This window comes from Cognataquiflexum nitidum, assembly GCF_022538055.1.
Lineage (GTDB): Bacteria > Bacteroidota > Bacteroidia > Cytophagales > Cyclobacteriaceae > Cognataquiflexum > Cognataquiflexum nitidum.
Genome location: NZ_JAKZAM010000003.1, coordinates 176494 through 190474 on the forward strand (window position 1 = coordinate 176494; position 13981 = coordinate 190474).

Consider the following 13981-nt stretch of genomic DNA (forward strand, 5'->3'; position numbering starts at 1 on the left):
GTGGATATTGGCTACGCGATATTTAAATGATATAAAGTTGATATATGCTTTGCGATATAAATGGATATATACTTCGTGAAATACGTTGATATAGGCTTCGCGATATTTAATTGATATATGCTGCGCGATATATGGTTGATATAAATGGATATAGGTCCTGAATCAAACGCTATTCGAGGTTTCGACATATTAAAATTTCATCAATATCCTATTGATTCAAAAAATGGTTGATCGTAATCAAACCTCAAGACCCAATCCTATTTCAATTTATTTCTACTTTATTTCTACTTTATTTCTACAGTATTTCCACCTTATTTCTATCATACTTCAACCGAATCTCAAATCTCCTGTCTCAAATCTCAAATCTAATTTCATGAAAACTGCTGAAGAAAACTTTGCCTCACTTGGACTAACTTTACCTCCACCACCAAAACCTCTTGGTGTTTATAAACCCTGCTTGGTTGATGGAAAATACCTCTACCTCTCCGGACACGGAACAGTCCAAGAAGACGGAACCCTTATCATCGGCCGTGTAGGCAAAGACATGGACATGGATGCGGGGAAATTGGCTGCAAGACAAGTCGGGCTCGCCATGTTGGCCACCATCAAAGCCAATATCGGTTCACTCAATAAAGTCAAACGTGTCATCAAAGTATTGGGAATGGTCAACTGTACACCGGAATTTGAAAGACATCCTTATGTCATCAATGGCTGCAGCGAATTGTTTGCGTCGGTATGGGGAACTGAGAATGGCATCGGCGTAAGAAGTGCAGTAGGATTTGGTTCTTTGCCTGATAATATTCCTGTGGAGATTGAGGCACTTTTTGAGTTGGAGTAATTTTAAGGATATATACTTCGCGATATTTAATTGATATAAAGTGGATATATGCTTTGCGATATAAATGGATATATACTTCGTGAAATACGTTGATATAGGCTTCGCGATATTTAATTGATATATGCTGCGCGATATATGGTTGATATAAATGGATATAGGTCCTGAATCAAACGCTATTCGAGGTTTCGACATATTAAAATTTCATCAATATCCTATTGATTCAAAAAATGGTTGATCGTAATCAAACCTCAAGACCCAATCCTATTTCAATTTATTTCTACCATATTTCTACTGTATTTCAATAATATTTCTACCTTATTTCAATTTAAATTAAAAAAATGTTCACCATAGACGCCCACCTCGATCTCAGCATGAATGCCCTGGAATGGAACAGGGACCTGACAAAATCTTTATCGGAGATCAATTCTCGGGAGAAAGGTTTGAAAGATAAGCCGGATCGGGGAAACGCAGTGGTTTCACTTCCTGAACTCCGCAAAGGGAATATAGGGTTGGTGGTGGCTACTCAGATTGCAAGGTATGTAGCAAAAGACAATCCTTTGCCTGGTTGGCACTCTCCTGAGCAGGCTTGGGCCCAGACTCAAGGACAATTGGCATGGTACAAAGCCATGGAGGATGCGGGAGAAATGACCCAAATCACAGACCTTGATAGTCTTGAGAAGCACATTCATTTATGGCTACACGAGCTTCCTTGGAGTACCAAACCCATCGGTTACATTCTTTCTTTGGAAGGTGCTGATTCCATCGTAAAAGTCAATTATCTGGAAAAAGCATATGAATCGGGCCTTCGGGCTTTGGGTCCTGCGCATTACGGGCCGGGCAGGTATGCGAATGGCACGGATGCTACTGGTGGATTAGAAAAAAACGGCAGGGAACTACTCAAAGAAATGGAGCGGTTGAATATCATCCTCGATGCCACACACCTTTGTGATGACAGTTTTTGGGAGGCTTTGGATCATTTCAATGGACACATTTGGGCAAGTCATAACAATTGCCGCGCCTTAGTCAATCATAACAGACAATTTTCCGACGAACAAATCAAGGTCCTGATTGAAAGAGGTGCGGTCATCGGCGGCGCCTTGGATGCCTGGATGATGGTACCCAATTGGGTGAGGGGAAAATCCAATCCCAAAGAAATGGGCTGCAATTTGGAAAAAATGATTGACCATATGGACCATATCTGTCAACTTGCCGGAAATGCAAATCATATCGGTATCGGGTCTGACTTAGATGGGGCTTTTGGTAAAGAACAATGCCCCCATGACTTAGAAACTATCGCTGACCTACAAACCTTACCCGGCTTACTTTCAAAAAGAGGATATTCTGCACAGGATACTGAAAAAGTGATGTTCGGCAATTGGTTGGGATTTTTGAGGAAAGCCTGGGCAAAATAGGATTTGCATAATACAATAACATTAGTATCTGCATTAATCCGACCTTGTTCACTTCAGAACATAAGTAGCCAGAACTTTTTGTACATCATACACATTTACAGATTTAGAGAATTGTTTTTTGATGCTTGGATCCTGTTCGCTTGATACCCATATTTTCAGTTCTGCATCCAAGTCAAAAGTACCTGTCGTCTCCACGCTGAATCTGGAGATACTTTTATAAGAAATAGACTTATATTCTACCTTGCTACCCGTGACCCCTTGTTTTTCCACCAAGATCAATCTCCTGTTGGTAAAAATAAAAACATCTCTGATCAGTTTGAAGCCCATTTCGATTTCCTCTCCCTCAATCAATAGTCTTCCATAATCTTTGACAAGGTCTTCCTTGTTGGCGTGGCCTGCGTTGCCGAGAAGTGCAGAAAATAATCCCATATTTCAAAATTTTTAATATTTTAATTTTATATTCAATAAAGGAAATTTAATTCAATAATCCAGCGAGGTCATACTTAAAACACGTTGATTTGAATTCTCATTTTTAGTGCACAGGTAGGCAGGATTTTTTTTTCAATGATGTGTAAAAAAAAAACTTCACCTATGGAAAAATGCAAAGGTTTGCATAAGTAAAAATAGTTTATATTAATTATTTTAAACATGTATATATTACGTAAATTAATATTTTAAATTATTATTTTTTATTTTTTTTATTATATTTTTTTGAAAAATGACGATAAAATTTAATTTCCTGACACGTCAAACTATAAAATTAAAGTAATATTAAATTTGCCATAGTCAAATCTTTTATTGCAAAGTGTTGTTTTTAAGATTTTTTAACTTGAAATTAAACAGCATTTTCTATCCAAATTCTGTTTAAATCCCTTTTCAAAGGATTTTAATTAAGAAAAAAGATAGGGATGTGTTAATTAAAAATCAACAATCAAACCCCATTAACCCATGAAAAAACAATGGAATTTTGCTTTCCTTTTGTTTTGTCTTTTGTGCCTGAGTGTTCCGAACCTCAGTTTTGCACAACAAAGCCAAATAACTGGAAAAGTTACGGACACTGATTCTGGAGAAGGAATCCCAGGGGTCAGTGTTTTGGTAAAGGGTACCACTAGAGGTGCCATTTCTGATTTGGACGGGAATTTTTCGATTGCGGCTGCCGCAGATGAAATCCTAGTCTTCTCATTTATTGGATACGAATCCTTGGAGCAACCTGTGGCAAACAGGTCTGTGATCAATGTCGGATTAAAAGTATCTGTACAAGCCCTTAATGAAGTCATCGTAGTAGGTTACGGTACTCAGGAAAGGAAAGAAATCACAAGTGCCGTGACAAGTGTCAAAGCTGAGGATTTCAACCAGGGAACTGTCAATGATCCTCGTCAGTTGCTTCAGGGCAAAGTGGCAGGTCTAAACATTGCAAGACCGGGTGGTAACCCCAACGGAGGCTTTGCTATGCGTCTGAGAGGTATTTCCTCTATTGGAGAAAACGCCGAGCCGCTCATAGTAATTGATGGTGTGATTGGTGGTTCTTTGAGTACAGTGGATCCTAATGACATTGAATCTATGGATGTTCTTAAAGACGGATCTGCAGCTGCAATCTATGGTACTAGGGGTTCTGCAGGGGTTATTTTGGTAACAACCAAAACAGGAAAAACCGGCAGAACAGTTGTAGAATTCAACAGCAGTGCTGCAGTAGAAAATGTGGCAAGGACAATCAGCGTCATGAATGCTGAAGAATACAAGCAGATTCCTAACTCCAGGGACCTTGGTGGAAATACCGACTGGATGGACGAAGTAACAAATACTGGATTAAGCTTTATCAATAACCTCTCCCTTGGAGGTGGCAATGCGAGTACAAGCTACAGGATTTCGATCAACTCACGTAATGTAAAAGGTGTCGGGATCAATTCAGGTTTTGACCAATTGAATGCAAGAATCAACCTCACCCAAAAAGCACTGAATGACAAAGCAATCTTTACTGTAAACATTTCGAATACATCTATTGATAGAGAGTTTGGAAACGAAAACTCTTTCAGATATGCCATCATAAGCAATCCGACAGTTCCTATTCGCGATCCAAACCCACAGAGTCCTAACTTTGGTGGCTATTATGAGCGTGATATATTTGACTGGTTCAATCCTGTTTCCATTGCAGAGCAAAACATTGCTGATGGTAGAGACAGTAGGCTTCTTGCCAGTATCCGTGGAGAATATAATTTCACCAGCAAGTTAAGAGGCGCTATATTCTATGCCAGCCAAAGAGAAACTGATTGGAGAGGTTCTTATTCACCAAAGACGGCTAAATTTGGAGGAGGATTTGGAAGGAATGGCCTCGCAAGAGTAGAAAACAGAGAAAGGCTTAATGACCTCATTGAAACTACCCTTAATTATGATGAAACAATAGGTAAAGTTGGAATGGCTTTCTTGGCCGGATATTCTTACCAGGAGTTTTTCAACCAAGGAAACTTCACTGAAGCAGGAAATTTCCTTACAGATGCATTCACTTACAATAATATCGGTGCAGCACTTGATATCGCCAACGGTTTGGCATCAGTTTCAAGTTTTGCCAATTCAAACAGGTTGGTAGCATTCTTTGGACGTGCCAACTTCAATATAGAAGACACCTACCTTTTGTCAGTCAGCGCAAGATATGAAGGTTCTTCTCGATTCGGAGCAAACAACAAATGGGGATTGTTCCCTGCGATCAGTGCGGGTGTAAACATCGCCAACTTGATTGACATGACAGGCGTAAGTGCTATGAAATTCAGAGCGAGTTACGGAAGAACGGGTACACAGCCTGGTCAATCTTATTTGTCATTGCTAAGATTTGGCCGTCAGGGGAACTTCTTCTTTAATGGTCAATTTGTTCCTTCTTTCGGACCTGTATCAAATGCCAACCCGGACCTTGCATGGGAAACCAAAGACGAATACAATGTGGGATTGGACTTTGTGATTCTTAACAACAAATTAGACGGTACAATAGATTATTACTCAAGGGTTACCACAGGAATGATATTGCCTATCAACGTTCCTGTTCCACCAAACCTTTTCCCAACTACCCAGTTAAACATTGGAGAACTTCAGAATTCAGGTCTAGAGGTAATGTTGAACTATAGGGCGATCCAAAAATCAAACTTCAGATGGACAACAGGAGTCAATTTCTCCACCTTGAGAACAAATCTAAGGAGCTTGTCAGCAGGTGATCTAAGTTTTGGAGAGGTAAATTACCGATCTAACTTCGGATCTCCGGGTCAAAACCTAACCCAACTTATCCGAATCCAAGAAAACGGACCACTTGGACAGATTTGGGGTCCAATCAAACAAGGCGTAAGTGAAACCGGTGCTCCGATAATGCAGGTAATCAACGGTACAGCCAGAGATGCAAACGGAAACCCTGTGTATTGTAACTGTAATGATGACAGAACCCAATTGGGAACTGCCTATCCAACATTGAACTTTGGTATCAATAACAGCTTTGGCTATAAAAACTGGGACTTGAATTTCTTCTTTAGAGGAGCTGTAGGTCACTATCTAATCAATAGCTACAGAGGCTTCTATGAAAATACAGAAAGTACTACTGTTCAAAACTGGAATATCGTGAATACCAAGTATTTCGATCCTGCAGTTACAAAAGCAGAATACAACAGTTCTCACGTTGAAAAAGCTGATTTTGTGGTATTGGATAATGCTACCCTTGGTTACAACTTCAATGTTGGACCAGGCAAAGCAATCGGAAGAATCAGAACTTTCATCTCTATACAAAATCCATTCATGTTTACAGGATACACTGGTGTAGATCCTGAGGTAAGATATGGTGATTCGGAGTCGGGCAATGATCCACTTGCACCAGGTATCGAGCGTAGAGCTACTTACTTCACTACTACGATCACTACCCTTGGCCTTAATTTAAGTTTCTAAGCTAAAACAAAAGATATCATGAAAAAATTAATCAATATAAGATACTTCTTGATTGGCCTTGGAATGAGTTATTTCGCTTCATCATGCGTCGATTTGGAAGAGGAAGTATTCAGCGAAGTTACAGCGGATAACTTCTTCAAAACCGATGAGGAATTTATTTCTGCACTTGGACAAGCATATACATCCTTAAGTGGATTGGGTAACCACTCCGGACTATGGTCAATCAATGAAATCGCTTCTGATGAAATCGTAGTCTCCCACAAAGGTGGTGACTGGTTTGATGGAGGTGTGCTTCTGCAATTGCACCAGCATGAATTCCAGCCTGATAACCCTTTCTTGCAGAACTCTTGGAATTTCCTCTTTGGAGGTATTAATAACTGTAACAGGTTGATCTTTTCCTTTGAACAATTAGATAATCCAAATTCTCCTGCCTTCATCGCAGAACTCAGGGCATTGAGGGCTTTGTATTATTACTGGGCAATGGATGCTTTTGGAAACGTTCCGATTGTAATCGACTTTACAGATGAAGAAGCACCTGCTACCAAATCAAGAAAAGAAGTTTATGATTTCATATTGAGCGAACTCAATGAAATCATTCCTTTGCTACCTGTAGCAAGAGATGGAACCACTTATGGAAGGATGACCAAATGGAGTGCTTTGATGATCAGAATGAAGCTTTACCTGAACTCGGAAGTGTATACAGGTACTGCGCAGTGGGCATTGGCTGCGGCGGATGCCTCTGAAATCATCAACACAGGTCCTTACAGCTTGATGCCGTCTTACAGGGATAACTTCGTTATCAACAACAGCCGGTCAACAGAAAATATCTTCGTCTATCCTTATGACAAGGTATTTGCAAGAGGCTTCAACTGGCCAATGATGGCACTTCATATTGTGAGTCAAGCAACCTTCAACTTTACCACTCAACCTTGGAATGGTTATCAGACTGTAGAGGAATTTTATAATTCTTATGTAGATCCTGCAAAAAATCCAGGTGTTCAGGGCCCAGTTTGGACAGGTTTGGCTTTGACACAATCGACAGGTACGATAGATGGCAGGTTGAGCAATTTCTTGGTTGGACCTCAATTCAGGGCAGACGGCACTACATTAATAGATCCAGGAGTGGAACCTACCGATCCAACAGGAAGAAACGGTGATCCAAATGGCCCACCACTTACTTTCATGCCATTCCTCAACGAAATTTCTCCGGGAGGACTTCGTCAGGCAGGAGCACGTATTGCAAAGTATGAATATGAGAGAGGTGGCACAGAAAACATGAGCAATGACTTCGTAATATTCAGACTTTCTGATGTGATCCTTTCACTTGCAGAAGCAAGATTCAGATTAGGACAAACCACCGAAGCATTGGCCTTGGTCAATCAGATCCGTGCCAGAGCAGGTAATCTTACTCCATTCGCCACTTTGACAGAAGAAAATCTTCTAGCAGAAAGAGGTAGAGAGATGTATGTGGAGATGACCAGAAGACAGGACCTTATCCGATTCAAAAAATATGGAGATGCATGGTGGCCTTTTGCAGGTATGAACAGACCTAAGAGAGTACACACTCCAGGTAGCTTCTTGGAATTGTTCCCAATTCCAGCACCTCAGCTTCTTGCTAACCCAAGATTACAACAAAATCCAGGATACAATTAATTAGGGTTTGATACAAATTAAAAAAGCAGGCTGAAGATTTTTCAGCTTGCTTTTTTTTTATATAATTTTCTGACCCATATTTTATCCAAAAGGATTGAAGTATAGACACAAATTCCTTTAATTTAAATCCTCAAACCCTCCAAATATTCCAAAAGGAGAAAATTTAAAACTTTGCTTGACACTCAAATAAACTATGCGCAGTTACATAACCATATTGTTCCCTCTATTCATTCTTGTCCTGCTAATCCAAAGTTGTGACTCTTCCATATTTACCTCCTCGGACAATAATTTATCCAAATCCGACAGTCTGTTTTTAGGATTTCATTTGGGTATGCCCCAAAAAGATTTTTTTGATCTCTGTACCGAATTGAATAAACAACAAAAAATCACCCAAGGTCCCGGGGGGACTACTAATGTGGAATATAGGATCGTAGATGAATACGACAGCGAAATCAGCATGCGGTTTTACCCGACCTTTATTGAAGAAAAAATATTCGAAATGCCTGTCACCTATTCTTATGTCGCTTGGGCTCCTTGGAATAGACAATATTGGGCCGAAAAATTATTGCCGAAAGTTTTGGAGAGATACAAAGAAATCTATGGCGATGATTTCAAGTTGATCAACCATCCTACGCAAGGAAAGGTCTATTATAAAATCGACGGCAAAAGAAGGATTAACTTATTTATCAAGGACGACCAACATGTACAAGCCGTCTTCTCCGATTTAAGGGTAGAAAAGAGACTTAAAGAAGAATTTGAAAAAAGCCAAACCCAAGAACAGGCACCTACGAATTGAACAGAAAAAGAGTGAGTTTGTGAAAAATCCATCAGATGAAATATGCCCGATTGCCATTATTATTTTTACCGCTGTACATCCTGATTTCATGTTCCCAAAAAACTGATTTAAAGCAAACATTACCCCTTTTTGAAAGTCTGAGTCCAAAAACAACAGGCATAGATTTCACCAATACATTGGACGAAACAGAGGAATTCAACATCATTGAATACCTCTATTTCTATAATGGAGGCGGAGTGGCTGTTGGAGACATCAATAATGATGGGCTGTTGGATATCTATCTCTCCTCCAACCAACTTCCAAACAAACTTTTCCTCAACAAAGGAAATATGGCCTTTGAGGATATTACGGCACAAAGTGGAGTGGGATCGCCCGGGCCCTGGAAGACAGGCATCAGCATGGTTGATATCAATGGTGACGGGCTATTGGACATCTATGTTTGCAGACTCGGGGATTGGAAGGGAGTCAAAGGCAAAAACGAGCTATACATCAACAACGGAGACCTGACATTTACGGAAAGTGCCAATAAATATGGTTTGGATTTTCAGGGATTCAGTACCCAAGCAGCATTTTTTGATTTTGACCGAGACGGTGATCTCGACATGTACCTTCTCAACCATGCCGTTCACACAGAGAACAGCTACGGCAGGGCTTCACTCCGCTACATGGACAGCGGCCCTGAAGGAGACAGGCTCTATAGAAACAATGCGGAAAAGGGAGAACTGAAGTTTACTCCTGTGACCAATGAAGCAGGGATTTATTCCAGTCAGATAGGCTACGGCTTGGGAATCGGAATAGCAGACCTCAATAACGACGGGTGGCCTGACATTTATGTGTCCAATGATTTCAATGAAAATGACTACCTCTACATCAATCAGGCCGATGGAACCTTCAAAGAATCCAGCAAAGAAGCCTTAAGCTATATGAGTAGGTTTTCGATGGGAAATGATTTGGCTGATTTCAACAATGACGGATGGATTGACATCATAAGTCTTGACATGTTACCGGAGGACGAAATCGTCCAAAAAATGTCTGCCGCCGAAGACAGCTATGAAATATACCAACTCAAACTGAATTTCGGTTACGGCAGACAGACTACCCGAAACAGCCTGCAGCTAAACAATGCTAACGGCACTTTTTCGGAAATAAGCCAACTTGCAGGAGTCAATGCCACAGACTGGAGTTGGTCCCCTTTGTTCGCGGATTTTGACAATGACGGTTGGAAGGATTTGTTTATTTCCAATGGCATTGCACGCCGGCCAAATGATATGGATTATATCAACTTCATCACCAATCCCGAAATAAGAGATGGACTGGTACAAAGACCAGATATCAGCGATTTGAAAATTTCGGGTCAGATGCCTCCCGGAGAAGTTCCCAATTATTTTTTCAGAAATTCGGGAAACCTGACATTTGAAAATGTAAGTGAGGCTTGGGGAATAACCGAAGCTACGATTTCCAATGGGGCAGTCTATGCTGACTTGGACAATGACGGAGATCTTGATTTGATAGTCAACCATATCAATCAACCCTCCGAAATATATGAAAACAAGCTGAATCAATTTACAAATGGTGAAAAACCATCCTTTCTGAAAATCAGGTTTGATGGATCAGGAAACAATAAGTTTGGGATCGGGGTGAGGGTAGAGGCCTACTTAGGTGATGCGAAAATCATTCAGGAAAACTTCACTACAAGAGGATTCCAGTCTTCCGTTGCGCCGGAGATCAATTTGGGATTGGGAAAAGCTACTAATATTGATTCTCTAAAAGTTATTTGGCCTTCAGGGAAGAGAGAAACTTTCCTCAACCTAGAAGTAAACAAACTGATTACCGTAAAAGAGGAAAATGCATTGCTTGTCTCCATTCCCAAAATTGAAAAAAAGCTTTTTTTAACCCAAAAACTCAGTTCGGAGGAAACAGGCTTGGATTTTTTACACGTAGAGGACGATTACAATGACTTCAACAAAGAGCCCCTCCTGCCTCACAAACTTTCTCATGAAGGACCTGCATTAGCCACTGGGGATGTCAATGGAGATGGATTGGAAGACATATTTATCGGTGGGGCATTAGGTCAGGAGTCAGTTCTATTCCTCCAAAACAAAAACGGAAAATTTCAGAAGTCTCTGCAAGCGGTTTTTGAAAAAGGCTTGGAATCCGAAGATACCTATGCTGCCTTTGTGCAAAGTGACACAAAGGAATTTGCAAATTTACTTTTGCTGAATGGAGGAAACAATCCTTCAATTCCACATTCCAATAAAATCCATCAAAATCACGGTTCATATTTCGAATCAATTGATCTTCCTATTGATCCGGAAATCCAATATGTAATAGCACTTCCACAAGATTTAGATGGCGATGGTTTGGAGGATTTGTTTGTAGGTGGAAGGAATGTCACAGGGAAATATGGACAGCTTCCCAGAAGTTATATCCTCAAGAACAGTGGAAATGGAACCTACATGGATATCACTTCCCAAATGGCACCTGACTTAGCCACTATCGGAATGGTCAAGTCCGCTGCTTGGGTAGACTTGGATCAGGATGGTAATATGGATTTGGTTGTGACCGGAGAATGGATGCCGATCAGCATTTTGATGCACCGCAATGGGAAATTGGTCAACGAAACTGAAAAATTCGGGTTAGCCAATACTTCAGGCTGGTGGAATACGGTAGAAATTGGAGATTTGAACGGAGATGGTTTCCCGGATTTGGTACTAGGAAATCTTGGATTGAACAGCCGGCTAAAAGCCTCCACAGAAGCACCTGTAAGGATGTATGTCAGGGACTTTGACGGAAACGGCAGTCTAGAACAAATCCTGACTTACCAAAATAAAGGCAAAGAATATACCATCGCCACACGGGATGAATTGGTGAAGCAAATACCAGTGCTCAAAAAGGAATTTGTCAGGCATTCAGACTTTGCCGGCAAAACAGTACATGAAATTTTCAAGAACTACAAGTTGGAAGAGGCCATACTTTTCGAAGCCACCCAATTCAAATCCCTTGCCCTTTTAAATAATCGAGGAAAAGGATTCACTATCCAATCACTTCCTGTTGAATCTCAATTTGCACCCATTCAGGCAATTTTGTTGGAGGACCTAGATGGTGATGGAATATTGGATTTGCTCTTAGGGGGGAATATGACAGCCGCTTCTCCCTATTTCGGTGCCTATCAGGGAAGTCATGGATTGGCTTTGAAAGGAGACGGAAAGGGCGGATTTTCAATTATGGAAAATGGCAAACTCGGTATCCAAGGTGATATCAAACATATCCGTACCATTAAAGTCAAAAATGAAACATGGATTCTCTTTGTCAAAAACGATGGAGAATTGGAGGTTTTTAAAAAGCCATAAACATGGCCTCCCATTTTTTTCAGTACAATTGGATACAAGTTGAGGTAATTAGGCTTCAATTCCAATTACTGCAATTTCAACACTGAACCAACAGTGATATACTACATGAATTACTGACAAAGGCCATTGATAAAAATGAAAAGTACCTTATTAAATTTCGACCTATGAAGTAATAAGTGCGCATCTGCAACTTTTCCCTATTCTTATTTATTCTGAAAAACCGCCCCTTAAAACTTGAATGAAATACAGCAGGTTACAGCAAACATCAAATCGCCCAAAATAAAATTAAACCTTGGTTTCTAACTTGTTTTTCAAATCAATTAATTCCCTCAGAAGTTTCCGTTCTCTTTCAATTGCAGCTTTTTTGTGGGTATCAAAATTTTTCTCTACTTCTGCCAAGGATTCGAAATTATATCTGTATTTTGCTCTGATCCTAAAATACAAGGTGCTTAGGAAAAACACCATAGTAAGCAGAGTGGCAATCAGTAGAAACCTTCCAAAAAATGATGCTTGCTTGATTTGATAATCCTTGTTTTCTACCAACAATTTTTCATTCAAAATCAGGCTCAAACTATCAATTGACCGGTTCGAAATCAAGAGTGAATCTGTTTTTAATTGGTTGTTTTCGAGTAAGGATTTAATTATTGAATCTGTGGAATCACTATGGCTTTGAACAATAAATTTTAATTGCTTTAAGTCTTCTTCATTCACAATAAAGTGACTATTGGAATTGGATGCGGGAAAGAACATCTCCTCAAAGAGTATAGAAATACTGTCTGAAAATTTGGAAGTCACATTTTCATCAAAGTTATCCGCTTGGATGAAAAGCATAATTGCAAAAATAATTGAATACATTTTGTCGGGCTTATAGGAAGGTTTACAGAACTTTATTTGAACCGGCTAAGGAAAGTCAGTATACTTTTGGACCTTAAGTAACAAAAAAATAAACATGTCAAAAAAATAAATTCTATAAAATAGAACCATCAGTTTTTAATTGTAAATAAATTGAATGTAAAAAAGTTAAATAAAATTTTTTTTAGAAATTATAACGTTTTTCCCAAAATAAATTTCATTTTCATGTTCTAAATCCAGATATAGCTAAGATTCAATCAGTGTGTTTAATCTTAATTTTCAATCTGTTTTTGGGTCACAATGATTAAAATAAGAATGTATACCTGTAAAATAAATGGGAAAAGTTATTGCAGTTGCAAACCAAAAAGGCGGTGTAGGAAAAACCACAACAGCCATGAATTTAGCTGCTAGTTTGGCAGTCCTAGAATACAAAACATTAATCATTGATGCAGACCCACAGGCAAACACCAGTTCCGGACTTGGGGTTAATAAGGAAGATACAAATGGAAGTATTTATGACTGTTTGATTGCGGGAGCGGAATTAAAAAACATAATTCAACCTACCGAATTTAAAAACCTTTATTTGGTGCCTTCAGTAATAGACCTTGCCGGGGCAGAAATCGAGTTAATCAATATAGAAAATAGGGAGGAGGTATTAAAGCTTGTCATAAGCAATTCAAAGGAGGATTTTGATTACATAATTATCGATTGCTCTCCCTCACTCGGTATCATTACCATCAATGCACTCACAGCTTGCGATTCAGTTATTATCCCTGTGCAATGTGAGTATTTTGCATTGGAAGGCCTTGGAAAACTGCTCAATACCATAAGGATAATTCAGACTAGACTCAATCCACAACTTGAAATCGAAGGGATACTGTTGACCATGTATGATCCAAGGTTAAGACTTTCCAATCAGGTGGTGGAAGAAATCAAGCTTCACTTCAAACACATCGTGTTTGAAACCATCATTCCAAGGAATGTAAAGTTGTCCGAATCCCCAAGTTTTGGATTGCCGGTGCTGTCCCTGGATGCCGATGGGAAAGGGGCCATTGCCTACTTAAATCTTGCACGGGAAATTACCCTCAAAAATTCCTAAGTGGATACTTTGGAATCCACGTGCCAATAAAAGGTGCGGAGTCCATCATTGGTTTTAGAACATTCC

The 13981-nt window shown here is 39.7% G+C and carries 9 protein-coding genes; 7 read left to right on the top strand and 2 right to left on the bottom strand.

Annotated features, from left to right (window positions below):
* Positions 1-373 precede the first annotated feature (373 nt).
* Both MMU07_RS03040 and MMU07_RS03045 read left to right on the top strand, forming a co-directional pair.
* Positions 374-838 (top strand): RidA family protein, encoded by a 465-nt coding sequence (locus tag MMU07_RS03040; RefSeq protein WP_241124359.1) that lies wholly within the window; start codon positions 374-376, stop codon positions 836-838.
* Between the two features lie 338 nt (positions 839-1176).
* On the top strand, positions 1177-2250 hold the full coding sequence (locus tag MMU07_RS03045; RefSeq protein WP_241124360.1) for a dipeptidase: 1074 nt from the start codon (positions 1177-1179) through the stop codon (positions 2248-2250).
* Between the two features lie 48 nt (positions 2251-2298).
* Here the strand turns inward: MMU07_RS03045 and MMU07_RS03050 are convergent, their stop codons facing one another.
* Positions 2299-2679: a PH domain-containing protein gene (locus MMU07_RS03050; protein ID WP_241124361.1), complete on the bottom strand. Its 381-nt coding sequence runs from the start codon at positions 2677-2679 to the stop codon at positions 2299-2301.
* Positions 2680-3198: 519 nt separating this feature from the next.
* Here MMU07_RS03050 and MMU07_RS03055 point away from each other — a divergent pair.
* The 4 genes from MMU07_RS03055 (at position 3199) to MMU07_RS03070 (ending at position 11964) form a co-directional block, all read left to right on the top strand.
* The gene (locus tag MMU07_RS03055) at positions 3199-6165 is read left to right on the top strand and encodes a SusC/RagA family TonB-linked outer membrane protein (RefSeq protein ID WP_241124362.1); all 2967 of its coding nucleotides are present in this window, start codon (positions 3199-3201) and stop codon (positions 6163-6165) included.
* An 18-nt stretch (positions 6166-6183) separates the two neighbouring features.
* Complete coding sequence (locus tag MMU07_RS03060) at positions 6184-7818, top strand: RagB/SusD family nutrient uptake outer membrane protein (RefSeq protein WP_241124363.1); 1635 nt, start codon at positions 6184-6186, stop codon at positions 7816-7818.
* Between the two features lie 193 nt (positions 7819-8011).
* Positions 8012-8614: a hypothetical protein gene (locus MMU07_RS03065; RefSeq protein WP_241124364.1), complete on the top strand. Its 603-nt coding sequence runs from the start codon at positions 8012-8014 to the stop codon at positions 8612-8614.
* Positions 8615-8649: 35 nt separating this feature from the next.
* Positions 8650-11964 (top strand): VCBS repeat-containing protein, encoded by a 3315-nt coding sequence (locus MMU07_RS03070; protein WP_241124365.1) that lies wholly within the window; start codon positions 8650-8652, stop codon positions 11962-11964.
* Between the two features lie 285 nt (positions 11965-12249).
* On the opposite strand, the gene MMU07_RS03075 is transcribed toward MMU07_RS03070, so the two are convergent.
* The gene (locus MMU07_RS03075; protein WP_241124366.1) at positions 12250-12795 is read right to left on the bottom strand and encodes a hypothetical protein; all 546 of its coding nucleotides are present in this window, start codon (positions 12793-12795) and stop codon (positions 12250-12252) included.
* Positions 12796-13150: 355 nt separating this feature from the next.
* On the opposite strand from MMU07_RS03075, the gene MMU07_RS03080 reads away from it, so the two are divergent.
* Positions 13151-13915, top strand: coding sequence for a ParA family protein (locus MMU07_RS03080; protein ID WP_241124367.1), 765 nt, complete (start codon positions 13151-13153; stop codon positions 13913-13915).
* The last annotated feature ends 66 nt before the right edge of the window (positions 13916-13981 follow it).